Here is a 16,771-nt window from a genome sequence, read left to right as displayed (position 1 = left end):
ACCGGTAAAGACGGATGACGCCTACGCCGCGTCGGACTGGACGAAGCCTTCCGCCGACTGGCGCAGGCTCGCCAGCGTCTCGTCGATCCGGCGGAATTCATATCCCAGCGCCTCGATGTCCGTCGCCACATTCTCCGTATCCTCGCGGATGGCGGCGATGGTGGCGGACATGGAATCGGCGGCGAGCGCGGTCTCATCGACCGATGCGGTGATCGCGGTCACCGTGGTCGCCTGCGCCTCCATCGCGCTGCGGATGCGGTCGGCGGACGTCTGCACTTCCGCGACCGTCGTCTTGATGCTGGCGTTGGTATCGACGGTCACGCGCGTCGCCGACTGGATCGCCGCGATCTTCGCCGCGATATCGTCGGTTGCCCGCGCCGTCTGGTTCGCCAGGCTCTTCACTTCCTGCGCCACCACCGCGAAGCCGCGTCCCGCATCCCCGGCGCGCGCCGCCTCGATCGTCGCATTGAGCGCCAGCAGGTTGGTCTGCCCCGCGATGTCGCGGATCAGCCCCAGGATCGATTCGATCGACTTGGCATGGTCGGACAGCGTCTCGCTCATTCCCACCGCCTCGCTCGCCTGCCCGGACGCCCGCGTCGCGATCTCGGCCGCCGCCTCCACCTCGGCGCGTGCATCCTCGATCGCGCGGATCAGCCCGGCCGCCGTCTGCGCCGCCTCGCGCATCGCCACCGCCGACTGTTCCGCCGCCGCCGCAACCTCGCTCGTCTTGCCCAGCATCCCTCGCGCCGCCAGCGACGTCACCCCCGCCTGGTCGCGCAGCGCGACACCCTGCTGCGACGCCTGCTCGATCGTTCCCGCGATCGACTGGCGAAAATCGACGGCCAGCCGCTCGCGGCTCGCGCGCTCGTCGTGCTTGCGATAGAGCAAGTAGATTGATCCGGTGATGTCGCTTTCCAGGCTGGTCAGCCGCATCAGCACGTCGATCATCGACGGCAGTCTCGGGTCGCCGTGCGGTACGCGCCGCAACAGCACGTCGAGCGCGACGCGGTCGCTGGCGCAGATCATCGATCGCAGCGCCATCTGGCGCACGCCCGCCGCATAGGCCGCGCCCACCGAGCGTTCGATCGATTCGACCCAGCCGATCTCGCGTGTTTCCAGGAAGCGCTTGCGCAGGAATTCGACGCCCAGATCGACCATCTTGCGCGTCTCGTGTGGCGCCCAGTCGCGCTCGTCGGCGAATCCGGCCAGCCATTGCTCCCAATAGGCGGCGGCGACCGACTGCACCTCGGGCTCGATCACCTCCCACACCGCGCGCGCGGCGTCGAACAATGCAGCGTCGAAGCCGAACACGCGAAGACGCGTGGCAAGATCGATCTGGGCGGCGAGCGAACCGACGGGCGGCGTGGAATGGGTCAAGGCGGTCTCCATGGCGCGGGGCCGGTAATCCCCCGCACGATCCGCCGTTTCGAGTAGCGCCTGAAGGTTAAACGCCGGTTAGCCTTGACGGATTTTGGCGTCCGCGACGATCAGCCGCGTCGCCGGTTCGGGCAGGTCGGCGAACAGCCCCGGCTCGGTCCCGGTCAGCCACACCTGACCCACCCCGGCGAGCGCGGCGAACAGCGCGGCGCGGCGCGTGGGGTCAAGGTGCGCGGCGACCTCGTCGAGCAACAGCACCGGCGGCCGCCCGGTGCGATCGGCGACCAGCGCGGCATGGGCGAGCACGATGCCGAACAACAGGGCCTTCTGTTCGCCGGTGGAGGATTGCGCGGCCGCCTGCCGCTTGTCGACGTGGGTGACGATCAGGTCGCTGCGATGCGGCCCGGCGAGCGTCCTGCCGGCCGCGGCGTCGCGCCCGCGCGCCTGCGCCAGCAGGCGGGCGAGATCCCCCTCCTCTCCCCCCTCGATCGCCAAACCGGCGCGCGCGAAGCCGCCGGGCGCCTCGGCCAGCCGTTCGCCCAGCGCGCCGAGGGTCGCGCGGCGCGCGGCGACGATCGCTTCGCCATGCTCCGCCATCGCCGTCTCCAGCGCGGCCAGCCATTCGGCATCGGGCACCCCGTCTTCAGACAGCAGGCGGTTGCGCGCGCGCATCGCGGCCTCGTAGCGCGCAGTCTGGCGCGCATGGCCGGGGTGGAGCGCCAGCGTCAACCGGTCGAGGAAGCGTCGCCGCTCCGACGCCGGTTCGACGAACAGCCGGTCCATCGCCGGGGTCAGCCATAGGATGCTCAGCCGCTCGGCGAGCGCGGTGGCGGGCGCGGTGGCACCGTTGATCCGCACGATCCGCCGTTCGGGCGCGCTCGCTACCGTGCCCGTGCCGACCGTGTCGCCGTCGGCCAGCGTCGCGGCGATGCCGAAGCCGCCCGCTCCACCCTGCCGCGCGACGTCGGACAATGCAGCCCGGCGCAGGCCACGGCCCGGCGCGAGCAGAGACACGGCCTCCAGCACGTTGGTCTTGCCCGCGCCATTGTCGCCGGCGAGCACGACGAAGCCCGGCCCCGCGTCGATCGTCGCGGCGGCATGGTTGCGGACATCGGTGAGGACCAGGCGGGCGAGCATGTCGGCACGCCCTTACGCGATCCTCAGATCGCCTGCACGCCCTTCGCGGCCAGCACGGCCTGCGCCTTGCGATACAGCACCGGCTCGGCGATGTTCAACCGGCGGCGCGCGGCGTCGAGCGGCTCGGCCAGCAACGCCTCATAATCCTCGCCCGACAGCCACTTGGCCCGCTTGCCGTGGCGATAGCCCTCCAGCACCGCCTTCAGCACCGCGGTATCCTTCGTCACCGACAGGCTCTTCATCGCGCCCATCGCCCCGATCGCCGCCCAGCCCAGCCCGCCTGTCTGCGCATAGGAAAAGGCGACGAGGCACAGCTCGCCCAGATGTTCCTCGGCGGTATAGCCGGTCAGTGTGTGCCAGATGTCGTGCATGTCGCGCTCGCGCCGCCCGAACCAGCTATAGGGATGGTCGTGGACGACCGCGTCGGGATCGGAATCGTTCATGCTGATGTCGGCCAGTCCCGCGGCCGAGAAGCCGGTGCGGTCGAGGAAGGCGCGATACGCCGCGCCGACCGTGCCCTCGGGCAGCCCGTCGAGCCACGTGCGGTCGCTGAAGCGCTCGGCCAGTTCGACACGCTGATAGGCCAGCCGCCCACCCTCGCGCGTCGCGATCAGCTTGCGAAAGCCCTTCTGGCTGGCATCGGCGTTGAGCGCGCGCATGATGCGAAAGACCTGCACCGTGTCGTCGCCGTTCGCCATCAGCTTGCGCAGCGCGCGCCATGCAGTGCCCCAGTCGCGCTTCAGCGGCGCGCCGGGATTGAACGACGCGCCCGTCACGCGGTCTTCCTGATCGACGCCGATGTCGATCGCCTGGCTGGCCATGACGCGAATCCTTATTTACAGCGATGTCAGTATCGTTGATCCAATGCCCGGAATCAAGGGGGGTTGTGCCAGGACCGATCGACATTCAGGTCAGACGCAGCCGAAAATAGTGGCTTTGCGTGACCCGGAGCGCAGCGTAGTTTCCGATACGTGAGCACCGGAAAATACGCGAAACCGCCATTTGCGCAGCCGAAACGGCCTGAATGTCGATCGTTCCCAGGCTGCGGGAACGTTGCCTGTCCTGCCGCCGTTATCGCCCGGTCCCGACGAAGGAATTGACCATGGCCCGCCAGCCCGCCGACCTGCCGATCCCCAGCGCACACACGCTCGGCCTACTGACGCTGGGCGCGGCGGCGATAGCGGGCAGCGCCTATCTGGCGCGGGCGCTGATGCGGCGCACATCCCGCGGCAACGCCCGCGAGCCGGAAGCGTTCAGGCCCGAGCCAACCGCTCCTGTACCGGACAGCGAGCGCGAGACGCCGCGGCCGGCGACGAGTTCAGCGTCACGGGGCTAGTTGTTCAGTCCTGGCATTTGGTGGATCGGATTGGCGATGAAGCGGTCTGGCTCTGAGGTCCAGATTTTGGCGATGTATTCATAGGGTGCAAGGCATAGAGGCAGTCATCCAGCGGCAGCAGGGTGTGCCGCCGGAATGCCACAACCATCGCCTCCTCGGCTTCGGACAAGGTGGTTGAATGAGGGGCCTTCGGCCCGGTCTTCAAATCCCCAACCGTTGCCCGTTTACGCCACTTCGCCACTGTCTTGGGGTTGATCCCGAGCTCCCGGCTCAGCGTCGCGAGCGAAGCTTGCGATCGCTGTATTGCCGCTCGGACGGCGTGCGTGGTCGTGGTGCTCCCGTGACGTACTTGCCCCATATGGTTTCCTTCCATTCCAACGAATGGATCGCACCATCAAACCATGGAATCAAACAGCTAGGTGGCGGGATCGCGCCGCCCCCGAGCGCCACGATTTCTGAAGTGCTAGGCCGCGCATAGCCGTCGCTGTTCGGTATCGATGGTTGCTGTTGGCCCGCGATTTCTGAAGTGCTAGGCCGAAATCGGCGGCCGACGCGGCGGCGGCGCCGTTGCTGTTGGCCCGCGATTTCTGAAGTGCTAGGCCTATCCGGCAACACATGCGGGTCTATAGGGCGTTGCTGTTGGCCCGCGATTTCTGAAGTGCTAGGCCCTTCGGGGATCGGATTCGTATCGACAATCAGTTGCTGTTGGCCCGCGATTTCTGAAGTGCTAGGCCTCGACCCAGTTGATCGTCGGTGCGATCATTGTTGCTGTTGGCCCGCGATTTCTGAAGTGCTAGGCCGCGAGGCCCCGCGGCTACGTGGAGCAGGGTGTTGCTGTTGGCCCGCGATTTCTGAAGTGCTAGGCCAAGGTCCATAATCGCCGCGATCTCATTCGTGTTGCTGTTGGCCCGCGATTTCTGAAGTGCTAGGCCCATCGAGTTAGCCACTTCCGCGTCTGTGGCGTTGCTGTTGGCCCGCGATTTCTGAAGTGCTAGGCCACATCGTCGTCCAATCGACACAACCGGCCGGTTGCTGTTGGCCCGCGATTTCTGAAGTGCTAGGCCGAATGAGAACCACCAATAATGGTTGTCCGCGTTGCTGTTGGCCCGCGATTTCTGAAGTGCTAGGCCCTTGTGCGGGCGCAGGTTAAAGCGCCGATCGTTGCTGTTGGCCCGCGATTTCTGAAGTGCTAGGCCGACGGCGGCGGTGGACCGGCTGGTCGACGCGTTGCTGTTGGCCCGCGATTTCTGAAGTGCTAGGCCCCCGATTGATCCGACGTGGGCGGCGGCGCTGTTGCTGTTGGCCCGCGATTTCTGAAGTGCTAGGCCGTTGATCCTGACCGCGACTCGGCTCGCCCTGTTGCTGTTGGCCCGCGATTTCTGAAGTGCTAGGCCGACCCCGCCGTCGTTTCGCGCCGCATCGCCGTTGCTGTTGGCCCGCGATTTCTGAAGTGCTAGGCCAGCCCGCCTTGACGCGCATGATCGCGGCCTGTTGCTGTTGGCCCGCGATTTCTGAAGTGCTAGGCCGCGACAATCCCGAACTGGTCGATGCCGTCAGTTGCTGTTGGCCCGCGATTTCTGAAGTGCTAGGCCGACGGATGCAACCAAACCCTTCTGATATTCGTTGCTGTTGGCCCGCGATTTCTGAAGTGCTAGGCCGGATGCGGCGTCAAATCGTTGTCGGACAACGAAAAAGTGCCACATCCGGTCTGGTTAAAAACGGCTGACGACTCAGAACAGCGCGAGTTGATCAGGGTTTTTGCGCGGTCGCTTGCGGCGCTGGCTCGAGAAGCGGACGATATTTTCATATTGCTTGTCCGTGAACGTCAGGACGTGGATGTCGCCCTTTTCGGGCAGATTACGCTCGATTCGTTTCAGGTGCGAATCGTAGCTGTCGCGCCCGTTGCAAAAGCGAGCATAGACCGAAAACTGGCTCATTTCGAATCCCTGGTCGAGCAGGAACTCACGAAATTTCGTGGCTTCGCGCGATTGCTGCCTGGTTCCGACGGGCAGGTCGAACATGACGAATATCCACATCAGCCGATAGCCGCTGAGATGCGCTCCATCGCTCACGCGTCCTCGAACGGGTCGAGTGGTCGGGTGAGCATGGTCCATCCCGCATGGGTCGGCGGAACGAACAGCGCCAGATCGGATGCGTTTCTTTCAAAGCTGCGGCCGAGCGACTGGGCCAGCCGCTGGGCGGCGACGGATACCGGCGACATCTCGTCGCCGATTCGCACGTCGAAGGCGATGAGCCGCGCGAAGCGGCGCTTGACGGCGGGATCGAGCACCTCGACTCCCTGGCCGATCAGCGCGACCACCAGCGCATCGACCAGTGGACGGAACGGCTCGACCAGGTCGTCGGCGAGCGCGAAGGCATTGCCGCGATTGGCGTGGAAGATGCCGATCGTCGGATGCAGCCCGGCTGCGATCACCGCCCGTGCGATCGTGGCGCGCATCACGGCATAGCCGTAGTTGAGCAGCGCGTTCGCCCCACCGGCCTCACGATCGCGGCGGAAGTCCGGGCCCATCAGCGCGGGCCAGTAACGACGCGCGGCCTGTGCTTCCAGATTGTCGGGATCGCCCGATCGCACGCGGCGCGCGATAAGGTCGAAGGCCGATGCCTCGGCCGCGCCTTGGAAGGCGAGCAGCGCGCCCTGCATCGTGATTTTGGCGCGGATGATCCGTTGCCACAGCTGTTTGGCGAGCGGCCGGCCGGCATCCCATTGCGCGCGCATCCGGGCACCCTGGGCATGGAAGCCGGCGATCGGCAGGGTGACCGCGACCGGGCTGTGGTGCGCGTTGCAGAACACGATCGGACTGCCGCGTTCGGCGAGTGCGGCGGCGAGGCTGCCGGTCCAGGTGCAGCCGTGCGCGTGGAGGATGACCGCGTGGACGTCGTCGAGCGCGATGCGGCCGACTTCGTCGCGCTCCTTCGCCACTACCAGAAAGCCGCGGTGCGACGACAGGTGCAACCCTTCGGTGGCGATATCGACGATCCGTTCCATCCGCCTTCCCCCTTGCCCGAGGCTAACGGGGGGCGGTTGGCAAGTCAGCGGGGGCCGGGATCGAAAATGCGCCCCAATGGATCGATCCGGACTTGACGGGCCTTGATTTTCTTCAAACCGCCGGAGGTTGGCGCGATGTATTTGAACGGATCCAGGTCGTTCGACATCGTGTCACGCGCCTTCAGATTGCCGCCCTCCTGCGGCGCGGCCAGCGTCACCTGCCCGCTCGCCGAAAACTTGACCACGCGCATGATCTCGATGGCTCCGGGAACCCGCTCGATCGCCACGGTATCGTTCTGCCGAAGATCCAGTATCTTCTTGGCAGCCGGATGCGGGCGAAGATCGCGATTGCCTGCCTGATGTGCCAGAAATGTAGAGATCGTGGTGTGTTTCCACGATCCGTCCGGCATCCGCCAGACTTGGAACCGGGCATTGGTGTTGCCTTTGTAGGCCTTGTACGCCCGACCTGCGGCATCACGAATGGGGATAACGTCCAGCGTGACTGTTCCCGCTCTTTCGCCCAGCACGCGGACCCGCTTTATACCTGCAAAAACGGGATGCTGATCCGTGAACCGGGCGATCGCCGATTCAAAATCCTTTCCGGCCAGTCCCGCGGTCCAATCCTGAAGCGCGCGCCGCAAGGCGCCATCACGTATTCTCTCGGGATCGACGACATCCTTGGGGGCAAGGCTGGTCAGCATGATACGCTTCACCACTACCGGTGTCTTGCCATCTGGTCCCATTTCGCCAGTCAGCCCATAGGCGGTGTCGTCGTGCAATTTGCCGGAGGTCGTATCGCGGTCCGGCGCGGGACGACCCTTGCGGCCGTGATCGGGCTTGTGGCTGACCGTCACGCTGAACAGCCGATCGCGCAACTGGTCGCGGAAACCCTCCCATGGGTGGTCGAGCCCTTCGAACAGCCGGTCGAGGTGCTTGTCTTCGGCTCGGCCCGCCGTACGGGCGATCCGCTGCATCAGGCTGCGCGTGGTCACCGCGACCACGGCAGCGTCGATCGCGTGGTGGCGGTGGTCGAGCCGGTTCTTGGGCGCGTTGCTGTGCTTGTTGTCGACGATGTTGTGATCTTGCAGGATGTCGTTCAGCCCCCACAGCCGCCGCAGCATCGCCGTCATGCGGCCGGGGATGACGTACACGCTGCCCTCGTCCTTGTCGGCATAGAGGCTGCCGAGATACTTGCCCGCCAGCCGCGACAGATATTGCGTATCGGTCAATTGGCGCGCGAGGAAGCCGCCGTCCTTCTCGACCCACGCGATCGCATCGGGGCCGAACCGCCATTGCTTCGACTTGTGCAGCCGCGCCGCCTGGGCGGAGATGACGTCCCAGCGATCGGGATCGCCGCCCCATTTCTCGTGCGGGGTGCGGTTGCCCTTCGCGCGGTTGCACGCGCGGTGCGCGATCACCTTGTTGCCTGCGCTGTCGTCCAGCGAGCGGGAGTAGGGGATGATGTGATCGATGTCCGCCCCGCCCTCACGATCGAACAGCATCCGCATGCCGATCGGATCACCGCAATAGGGGCAGCGCCGGTCGAGCGGATTGGCGGGGTTCAGATCCTCCCACAGACGCAGCAGCATGCGGTTGGCGCCGGTATCCGGCACGCCTTCCGCCTGCAGCTTCTCGCCGCGCTTCACCGCCGCCGCGGTGTCGCGCCGGATGCGGCGGTTATGCTCCTCCTTGTCCTTTTCGTTGAGCTTCAGTTCGCGCGCCAGTTCGACGACGATCTCGTCGGGGCGGCCGTGGACGGCGATGATCGCGTTCACCAGCTTTTCTAGCTGGCGCAGCCCGATGTGGACGGTGGGATTGGTGATCCGTCCCCAGCGCTTCTCCTCCGGGTCGGCGGGGTCCTGGGTGCCGGGCGGAATGTCGCGCGTCAGCAGTTCGCCGTAATAGGGCAGCTCCGACAGGAATTCACCGGTGCGGTGATCCGAATGGTGCCAGCCGCATCTTCTGACCGCTTCGTCATAGGTGACGACCTCGGCCTTGAGCTGTTCCAGGATACGGGCGGTCGCGGTCGGCCCCAGCCGGCCATGGCCTTCTGGCAGCGGTGCGCGGGCCACCGCCACCGCATGCTCCTCGTCGAGCCCCAGGTCCTGCGTCAGCCAGGCGTGGAGCGCGTCCGGGTCCTCCTCGTCGATCAGGCGGGTGACGATTTCCCACTGGCGATCCCGATCGAAATGCTCCCACGCGGCGCCGAAGCGCTTCTTGTCACCCAGCACCGCGCGCACTTCGTCGCCGGCCAGCTGGGTGCGCGTCTCGCTCGCCTTGTTGAAGCTCTGGCCGGGGTCGAGCTTGAGCTTGTTCGCCAGCGAGGTGAAGGCGATCGCGCGCTTGTGCGACAGTTCACGGACCAGCCGGTCGCGTTCGTCGAGCGTCAGCTTGCGGTTCGCCTCGCCCGGCGTGGTCACCTCCAGCTGGTTGACCTCCTCATACAACCGGCGCTGCTGAAACAGCGGATGCGCCTTCGCCAGCCGCCGCTCGTCATGGACGAAGGTGCAAAGCCCGATCGGCTGCTCCTTCAGCGGGCGCTGGAAGAACAGGATGCGCCAGAGCGCCTCCTTCGCCGCCTCCGTCAGCAGCGCGGGGTGATGACGCGCCTGTTCCTGCCAGATCCGATCGAACTCATATTCGACATGGCGGCGCTGGGGGTAGAAATCATACTCCTGGTTGTCGGCGCCCATCCGCACCCGCTTGGCCTCGCGACCGTACAGGAAGCGGCCGAGCGTCTCCGCGCTCTCCTCCAGCATCGCGCGGTCGAGCGCATAGGCGGCCTGCGCGATCTTGCCGTCCTCATTGTCGGTCGCCTTGCGTTCGACCTTGCGGTTCGACTTGAAGCCGCGGCGCTGGTTGAGGTGGAACAGCGCGCGACCGATCTCGTGCGGGGCGAGCTTCTCGTCGAGCGCACGCGACCGCAGCTCATAGGGATCGAGCGCGGCGACCAGCTTCGCCTCGTCGATATCCGCGGGCATCAGACCGTGCGCGACCAGCGCGTCGAGGAACGCCGAGCGCCGCCCGATATAACGATCCCGCCGCCGCCGCGCGCTTCGTGCCGCGCGCCGATCGACCGCCAGCGATGCGCCGGACTTGGGATCGCGACCGTCTGCGAAGATGCGGGCGCCGATATCGACGATGCGTTGGTCGTCCTCGATCAGGCACCAGCCGATCGAATTGGTGCCGATATCCAATCCCAGCCTGCGCATCGTCCCGCTCCCCCTGGAATTGGGGAGCGAATTGCTCCGCTCCCCGTCGCCCCGCAACCAGCCTCGCAGACGATATTCGTCTCGTTCGGCCAGTTCAGCATATACAGCTCAAAGGGCAAATCAATCCCCACTCTTCCGCAATTTTACATTCCGGAGATCAGGCATTGCATCCGCAGTTCCTTCCACATACCGGCTGCACATCTACTCCGCCCACCTCAATGGAAGAGTGTTGCGGCCGGCTTGCGATTTCTGAGCTGCTAGGGAGGGGATGCGTCTTACGCCCGCCCCTCCCAAACAAAAAAGGCGAGGCCGTAGCCTCGCCCTTATTTGGTGCAGTCAAACTGCTTGTTAACAGCCGGCCGCGATTTCTGAAGGCCGCAACTTGCGCGCCGATCGGTGCCGAGTCAACAGGCCGACATGTGCAACCGCCGCCGATATGGCGGAATCGCAAGCCAACTGGCGGGCAAGGAACGCGGCGGTGCAGCATTCTTTCCTCCGAATCTGCGCGAACCAGCCGGGGTTTTCTCTTTGCAATTGTCGCCAGCGCCCATCCGGTGGGTCGGCGTTGTGTCATGGAGCGAAAAGGCGGCTTTCCGGATCTGCCCAAGGCACAAAAAAGCCCCGAAAATCCGCAGATTTCCGAGGCTTTTAATGGTGGGCGTGGCAAGGATTGAACTTGCGACCCCTGCGATGTCAACACAGTGCTCTACCACTGAGCTACACGCCCACGGTCCCTTGCGGGAAGCGGGCCTTTAGCTGCCCGGCATCCCCTGTGCAAGCCGGTTAGTTGAGGCCCGTCGCGCTGCCCACCTCGAACATGCGGTCGACCTCCAGCACCAGGTCGCGCAGGTGGAACGGCTTGGACAGGATGCGGGCCTGCGGCATCGTCTTGCCGGCCTTCAGCGTGACGGCGGCGAAGCCGGTGATGAACATAACCCGCGTCTCTGGCGCGATGTCGGCGCAGCGCTGGGCGAGTTCGATGCCGTCCATCTCGGGCATCACGATGTCGGTCAGCAGCAGGTCGAACCGCTCGCTTTCCAGCAGCGGCAGCGCCGCCGTGCCGCGATCGACCGCGGTGACGGCATAGCCAGACTTCTCCAGCGCGCGCGTCAGATACTCGCGCATCACCGTGTCGTCTTCCGCCAGCAAGATCCTGATCATCCGGCCCCCATGCCGCATTCCGCGCCCGTCGCCATCCCTTATTCCATCAGGGCTTAAGATTTTCCAGTCGTCGCGCGGCGTTGCGGGGCGGGGGCGGGGCGGATAGCATCGCCGGCGTGCAGCCCAGCTTCGATAGCCTCGGCCCGGCCGATCCCGCCAGTCCGGTCGTGCTGTCGGTGCCGCACGCCGGGCGCGACTATCCACCGGAGTTGCTCGCGGCGCTCCGGGTGCCGCGATCGGCGCTGCTGCCGCTGGAGGACCGGCACGTCGACACGCTGGCGCGCGCCGCGCTTGGCGGCGAGACGATGCTGGTCGCGCGGCACCCGCGTGCGTGGATCGACCTCAATCGTGCCGAACGCGAGCGCGATCCGCGCATCGACGAGGGCGCGGCGGCCAGCGTGACGCCGATCCTGTCGCCGCGGGTCCGCGGCGGGCTCGGGCTGGTGCCCCGGCGCGCGGCGGCCGGAGTTGATCTGTGGGGACGCCGCTGGAGGGATGCGGAGGTGGCGGCGCGGATCGCGGTGGATCATCGCCCTTATCACGCCGCGCTGGCGCAGGCGCTGGCGGCGGCGCGCGCGCGGTTCGGCGTCGCCGTCCTGCTCGACATCCATTCGATGCCACCGCTCGTCGGCGCGGATGTGGCGCGGCTGGTGATCGGCGACCGGTTCGGGCGAACGGCCTCGACGAGGTTCGTCGGGCGAATCGAAGGGTGCGCGCGCGCCTTTGGGCTGACCGTCGGACGCAATTCGCCCTATGCGGGGGGGCATATCCTCGAACGCCACGCGGCGCCGGGCAAGGGGCTGCACGCGATCCAGCTGGAGATCGACCGTTCGCTCTACCTCGACGCCGCGCTTGACATGCCGGGGCCGGGTTTCGACCGCACCGCCGCGCTGTTGCGGACGATCATATCGGCGATAGCTGACGAGGCCTTGCCCGCGTCGATCGCCGCCGAATAAAAAAAGCCCCCTCGGAGCACGCCCCGAGGAGGCCAAGGTTCAGGGAGGAGGCACATCCGAAGATGTGCCGCACGACCCCGCGAAAGGGGGGACACGAAGCCGTGCCAAACGAATATAGGCACGGTGCGCGCAGGCTTCAAGGGGATGATTTTCGCCCTTATTCCGGTGGCTTAATCGATGTTTGACCCACGCAGGATCGGAAGCATACGAACGAGCGTGGGGTTCCGGAGAATCAGGTGGTGGCGAAGCGCCGCGACGACGTGCAGCACCGCGAGCCCGAGTAGCGCGAAGCCCAGCACTTCATGCGCCTCGTGCCCGAACGAGCCCGCCGCGCGGCCGACCGGCAGATAGGGCAGGGGGAACAGCCCGAACCAGTCGAGCGGGCGCCGCACCGCCCCCCCCGATACCATCAGCCAGCCGGTCAGCGGCACCGCGATGGTCAGCGCATAGAGCGCCCAATGCGATGCCGTCGCGGCGCCGCGCTCCCACGCGGGCATGTCGCCGACCAGCGGCGGCGGCTGATGGCGCAGCCGCCATGCAAGCCGTGCCAGGCTGAGCACCAGGACGGTGATACCCAGCGCCTTGTGTACCGGCATGGCCTTCCAGTCGCGTGGCAGGCTGTCGTGCGCGATCCCCAGCCACAGGTTGACGATGATCGCCACCGCGATCAGCCAGTGGAAGACGATCGCACCGGTCGAATATCGGTCGGTGCGGACGACGGCGCTGCGCATGTAGGGGATTCCTCGCGTTGATACGCGGGTGCGACTATCCGGTCTCTCGAGCGCGCGCCAGCGTTCAGCGCGCGGGCGGGATCAACTTGCCGGGATTGAACAGCCCGGCGGGGTCGAGCCCGTGCTTGATCGCCGCCAGCGTGCCCAGCCGGGCGGGCGATGACAGGCGCTGCAACTCGCCGCGTTTCATCTGCCCGATGCCATGTTCGGCCGAGATCGATCCGCCGGCGGCGACCACCAGGTCGTGGACATGGGCGCTGATGCCCGTTGCGTGCCCGGCATACCATTCCGCCGCATCCACGCCCGGCGGGGCGTGGACGTGGAAGTGGACGTTGCCGTCGCCCAGGTGGCCGAAGGCGGTGGCGTGGGTGCCGGGAAAGCGCGCCTCGACCGCGCGGGCGGCGTCGATCATGAAATCGGGCATGCCGGCGACCGGCACCGACACGTCGTGCTGCATCGCCGGGCCGACGGTCCGTTCGGCCTCCGACAGCGAATCGCGGATTCGCCAGAAGGCGTCGGCCTGCGCCTCGCTCGCGGCGACCACGGCGTCGTCGATCACCCCGTCCTCCAGTGCCGCGCCGAGCAGGCGCTCGAGCATCGCGGCGGGCGTTTCGCCAGCGTCGGTCGCGCTGACCGCCTCGACCAGCACGTGCCAGTGGTGCGTCCCCGTGACCGGGCTGCGCGTCCCCGCGATGTGCCGCAGCACCAGTGCCAGCGTGTCGCCGGGGATGATCTCGAAGCTCTCGACCATGTCCGTCGCCGCCTCCAGCCGGCGCAGCAGCGCCAGCGCCGCGTGCGGCGACGGGACCGCCGCCCAAGCCACCCCGCGCGCCGCGATCGCCGGCGCCAGCTTGAGCGTGGCGGCGGTGACGACGCCTAGCGTCCCTTCCGCCCCGATCAGCAGTTGCGTCAGGTCGTAGCCGCGATTGTCCTTCCTGAGCGGGGCCAGCCCGTCGTGGACCGATCCATCGGGCATCACCGCCTCCAGTCCCGCGACCAGCCCGCGCATCGTACCCCAGCGCAGCACCTGCGTGCCTCCGGCGTTGGTCGACACCAGCCCGCCGATCGTCGCCGATCCGCGCGCGCCCAGCGTCAGCGGGAAGCGCGCGCGCGCCGCGATCGCGGCGTCGTGGAGGTCGGCCAGGATCACCCCGGCCTCCGCCACCGCCAGTCCCTCGTCGGGCACCATGCGGCGGATGCGGTTCATCCGGCGCAGCGACAGGATCAGGGCCGATCCGTCGGCGGGCGGCGTCGCGCCGCCGACCATCGACGTGTTGCCCCCTTGCGGCACCAGCGGCACGCCGAACTCGCCGGCCAGACCGACGATCGCGGCGACCTCCTCGGTCGTTGCCGGCGAAAGCAGCGCGGATGCGGCCCCGTGGTATCGCCCGCGCCAGTCGCTGGTCCACGGCGCGATGGCATCGAGGTCGGTCGTCGCCGTCTTCGGCCCGAACCGGGACGTCAGGCGATCGACCAGGCTGGCTTGCGCTGGCGTCATCATGGCGGCTGCGCTAGCATCTCCGTGTCGCGCCCGCCAATTCATCGGCGGTTCAATCGGGACCATCCATCGCGCCGGAGCCAATGGCCGACCTTCGCCTTCCCATTCTCGCCCTGATCTGCGCCAGCGCGCCCGTCGTCGCTGTCGATGCGCAGCAGCGCGCGCCGACGAAAAGGGCGCCGCGCGACATCGACCCCGGTATTACCCAGACGTTCACGGTGCGCCAGAGCCTGGTGATCCGGGTGCCGCGGCTGCCCGCCGGCCGTTCGCCCACGGCGATGGCCCTCGCTCCGCTGCCGTCGATGCGCTGGGTGGAGAAGAAGGCCGACAAATGCCTGCCGGTGGAGTCGCTAGCCGCGGCGACCGTGACGGAGGCGGAGAGCGTCGATCTGCTGCTCAATGGCGGCAAGCGGCTGCGCGCGCGCTTCGGCTCCGAATGCAAGGCGCTGGATTTCTACTCGGGCTTCTACGTGAAGATGCCGGCGGACGGCCGGGTCTGCGCCGGCCGCGATTCGATCCGCGCGCGATCGGGCGGCGAATGCCGGATCAAGTCGTTCCGCACACTGGTTCCCGAACGCTGAAGCTTGACTTTTGCGGGTAAATCCGCAAGCGCGCAGATACCCGCGAAGGGCGTTGTCCCGGCGCCTTTCCCTTAGCCCGGACACCTGCATGAGCTTTGCCGACCTCGGCCTGTCTGACGAATTGCTGCGCACGGTTGAGGCGTCTGGCTATTCAGAACCGACCGCGATCCAGGCGGCGGCGATCCCGTCCGTCCTGATGATGCGCGACCTGATCGGCATCGCCCAGACCGGCACTGGCAAGACCGCCAGTTTCGTGTTGCCGATGATCGATATCCTGGCCCAGGGCCGCAGCCGCGCGCGGATGCCGCGCAGCCTGATCCTGGAGCCGACGCGCGAACTCGCCGCCCAGGTTGCCGAGAATTTCGAGAAATACGGCAAGAACCACAAGCTCAGCATGGCGCTGCTCATCGGCGGCGTGCAGATGGGCGATCAGGTGAAGGCGCTGGAAAAGGGCGTCGACGTGCTGATCGCGACGCCGGGGCGGCTGATGGACCTGTTCCAGCGCGGCAAGATCCTGCTCACGGGCTGCAACTTGCTGGTGATCGACGAGGCGGACCGGATGCTCGACATGGGGTTCATCCCCGATATCGAGGAAATCTGCACCAAGCTGCCGGCCAGTCGCCAGACGTTGCTGTTTTCCGCAACGATGCCGCCGCCGATCAAGAAGCTGGCCGACCGTTTCCTGTCGAACCCGAAGACGATCGAGGTGGCACGCCCGGCATCGACCAACGTCAACATCACCCAGTGGGTCGTCCCCGTCGCCCGCGCCGATCGCAAGCGTGACGTGCTGCGCACGCTGCTGACGCGCGACGAGGTGAAGACCGCGATCATCTTCTGCAACCGCAAGACGACGGTGCGCGAACTCAACAAGTCGTTGAAAGGTCATGGCTTCAAGTCAGGCGAGATCCACGGCGATATGGAACAGCCGCAGCGGCTGGCCGAACTCGACCTGTTCAAGAAGGGCGAGATCAACATCCTGGTCGCCTCCGACGTCGCCGCGCGTGGCCTCGACATCAAGGGCGTCAGTCACGTCTATAATTTCGATGCGCCCTGGCATCCCGACGATTACGTCCACCGCATCGGCCGCACCGGCCGTGCGGGCGCGAAGGGCGTGGCCTATACCCTGGTCGCCCCCGACGATGCCGAGAACATCGACAACATCGAGAAGCTGACCGGCCACAAGATCCAGCGCGAGGAGGTTACGGCCGATGCGCCGCGCGACGCCCGCCGCGACGAACCGCGCGAACGCCCCGCCCGCCGCGAACGTGCAGCCCGCGAGGATCGTCAGCCACGTGAGGAACGCGCGTCACGGGATGCGCGCCCCGCCCGTGAGGAACGACCCGCCCGTGAGGAACGTCCGGTTCGCGAGGAACGCGCGCCGCGCCGCGAGCGCGAGGATCGCCGTCCGCGCCGCGACGCTCGCGATGCCCGCGACGACGGTCCCGATGTCGGCTGGAACGGCCCGATCCCGTCGTTTCTCGACATAAAGCTGTTTCCCGCCGATTGAGGCGCGGCTTGGCCGACGACATCTTCGAATATGTCGAACCCGCGCGGGTGATGAGCCCGTGCGTCAACATCTGTTGCCTCGATGCGACGACCGGCTGGTGCACGGGCTGCGGCCGCACCGGTGACGAGATCGCCCGCTGGACGAGCGTGGGCGACGTGGGGCGGCAGGCTATCCTCGACGCGCTCCCGCCCCGGATGGCCCGGCTGCGCGGCCCCGCCTGAACCCCAGCCACGTCATTCCCGCAAGGGCGAGAATCCATTCCGGCCGG

Annotated in this window: 14 protein-coding genes, 1 tRNA gene, 1 pseudogene and 1 CRISPR repeat array; of the genes and pseudogenes, 5 read left to right on the top strand and 11 right to left on the bottom strand. The window is 66.9% G+C overall.

The genetic code is table 11. The features are described 5' to 3' along the window. Positions 1-21: 21 nt before the first annotated feature. The 3 genes from VYI76_RS11645 to VYI76_RS11635 all read right to left on the bottom strand — a co-directional run bounded on the left by VYI76_RS11645 (position 22) and on the right by VYI76_RS11635 (position 3,335). On the bottom strand, positions 22-1,389 hold the full coding sequence (locus VYI76_RS11645; protein WP_326524902.1) for a methyl-accepting chemotaxis protein: 1,368 nt from the start codon (positions 1,387-1,389) through the stop codon (positions 22-24). Positions 1,390-1,455: 66 nt separating this feature from the next. After that, positions 1,456-2,514 carry a DNA replication/repair protein RecF gene (gene recF / locus VYI76_RS11640; RefSeq protein ID WP_326524901.1) on the bottom strand — a complete coding sequence of 353 codons (1,059 nt, stop codon included), beginning with the start codon at positions 2,512-2,514 and terminating at the stop codon, positions 1,456-1,458. 23 nt (positions 2,515-2,537) lie between these two features. After that, a complete protein-coding gene (locus tag VYI76_RS11635) occupies positions 2,538-3,335 on the bottom strand; it encodes a Coq4 family protein (RefSeq protein ID WP_326524900.1) in 798 nt (265 codons plus the stop codon). A 281-nt stretch (positions 3,336-3,616) separates the two neighbouring features. Between VYI76_RS11635 and VYI76_RS11630 the strand changes: the two genes are divergently transcribed. Then, positions 3,617-3,850 (top strand): hypothetical protein, encoded by a 234-nt coding sequence (locus VYI76_RS11630; protein ID WP_326524899.1) that lies wholly within the window; start codon positions 3,617-3,619, stop codon positions 3,848-3,850. 82 nt (positions 3,851-3,932) lie between these two features. On the opposite strand, the pseudogene VYI76_RS11625 reads toward VYI76_RS11630, so the two are convergent. The 6 genes and pseudogenes from VYI76_RS11625 to cpdR all read right to left on the bottom strand — a co-directional run. Further along, positions 3,933-4,208: pseudogene (locus tag VYI76_RS11625) on the bottom strand (IS481 family transposase); the annotation flags it as partial. Positions 4,209-4,350: 142 nt separating this feature from the next. Then, positions 4,351-5,508: a CRISPR direct-repeat array (repeat unit 36 nt; unit sequence GTTGCTGTTGGCCCGCGATTTCTGAAGTGCTAGGCC). 72 nt (positions 5,509-5,580) lie between these two features. Beyond that, positions 5,581-5,922 carry a CRISPR-associated endonuclease Cas2 gene (gene cas2, locus VYI76_RS11620; protein WP_326524898.1) on the bottom strand — a complete coding sequence of 114 codons (342 nt, stop codon included), beginning with the start codon at positions 5,920-5,922 and terminating at the stop codon, positions 5,581-5,583. Further along, complete coding sequence (gene cas1, locus VYI76_RS11615; protein WP_326524897.1) at positions 5,919-6,857, bottom strand: type II CRISPR-associated endonuclease Cas1; 939 nt, start codon at positions 6,855-6,857, stop codon at positions 5,919-5,921. The genes cas2 and cas1 overlap by 4 nt, the downstream gene beginning before the upstream one ends. Before the next feature lie 44 nt (positions 6,858-6,901). Beyond that, positions 6,902-10,069, bottom strand: coding sequence for a type II CRISPR RNA-guided endonuclease Cas9 (cas9, locus tag VYI76_RS11610; protein ID WP_326524896.1), 3,168 nt, complete (start codon positions 10,067-10,069; stop codon positions 6,902-6,904). A gap of 652 nt (positions 10,070-10,721) precedes the next feature. After that, positions 10,722-10,796: transfer RNA gene (locus VYI76_RS11605), tRNA-Val, on the bottom strand. 56 nt (positions 10,797-10,852) lie between these two features. Continuing rightward, positions 10,853-11,230 (bottom strand): cell cycle two-component system response regulator CpdR, encoded by a 378-nt coding sequence (cpdR, locus tag VYI76_RS11600; RefSeq protein ID WP_326524895.1) that lies wholly within the window; start codon positions 11,228-11,230, stop codon positions 10,853-10,855. Positions 11,231-11,337: 107 nt separating this feature from the next. On the opposite strand from cpdR, the gene VYI76_RS11595 reads away from it, so the two are divergent. Next, positions 11,338-12,186, top strand: coding sequence for an N-formylglutamate amidohydrolase (locus tag VYI76_RS11595; RefSeq protein ID WP_326525106.1), 849 nt, complete (start codon positions 11,338-11,340; stop codon positions 12,184-12,186). 170 nt (positions 12,187-12,356) lie between these two features. Here the strand turns inward: VYI76_RS11595 and VYI76_RS11590 are convergent, their stop codons facing one another. Both VYI76_RS11590 and VYI76_RS11585 read right to left on the bottom strand, forming a co-directional pair. Next, positions 12,357-12,917, bottom strand: coding sequence for a cytochrome b (locus VYI76_RS11590; protein WP_326524894.1), 561 nt, complete (start codon positions 12,915-12,917; stop codon positions 12,357-12,359). A 64-nt stretch (positions 12,918-12,981) separates the two neighbouring features. After that, positions 12,982-14,415: an FAD-binding oxidoreductase gene (locus tag VYI76_RS11585; protein WP_326525105.1), complete on the bottom strand. Its 1,434-nt coding sequence runs from the start codon at positions 14,413-14,415 to the stop codon at positions 12,982-12,984. Positions 14,416-14,498: 83 nt separating this feature from the next. Here VYI76_RS11585 and VYI76_RS11580 point away from each other — a divergent pair, with 83 nt between their 5' ends. The 3 genes from VYI76_RS11580 to VYI76_RS11570 all read left to right on the top strand — a co-directional run bounded on the left by VYI76_RS11580 (position 14,499) and on the right by VYI76_RS11570 (position 16,724). After that, positions 14,499-14,996 (top strand): hypothetical protein, encoded by a 498-nt coding sequence (locus tag VYI76_RS11580; RefSeq protein WP_326524893.1) that lies wholly within the window; start codon positions 14,499-14,501, stop codon positions 14,994-14,996. Between the two features lie 88 nt (positions 14,997-15,084). Beyond that, on the top strand, positions 15,085-16,503 hold the full coding sequence (locus VYI76_RS11575) for a DEAD/DEAH box helicase (protein ID WP_326524892.1): 1,419 nt from the start codon (positions 15,085-15,087) through the stop codon (positions 16,501-16,503). A gap of 8 nt (positions 16,504-16,511) precedes the next feature. Then, a complete protein-coding gene (locus VYI76_RS11570) occupies positions 16,512-16,724 on the top strand; it encodes a DUF1289 domain-containing protein (protein ID WP_326524891.1) in 213 nt (70 codons plus the stop codon). Positions 16,725-16,771 lie beyond the last annotated feature (47 nt).

The sequence above is a fragment of the Sphingomonas sp. genome (assembly GCF_035910975.1).
GTDB lineage: Bacteria > Pseudomonadota > Alphaproteobacteria > Sphingomonadales > Sphingomonadaceae > Sphingomonas.
This window is presented reverse-complemented; position numbering and strand designations above follow the sequence as displayed.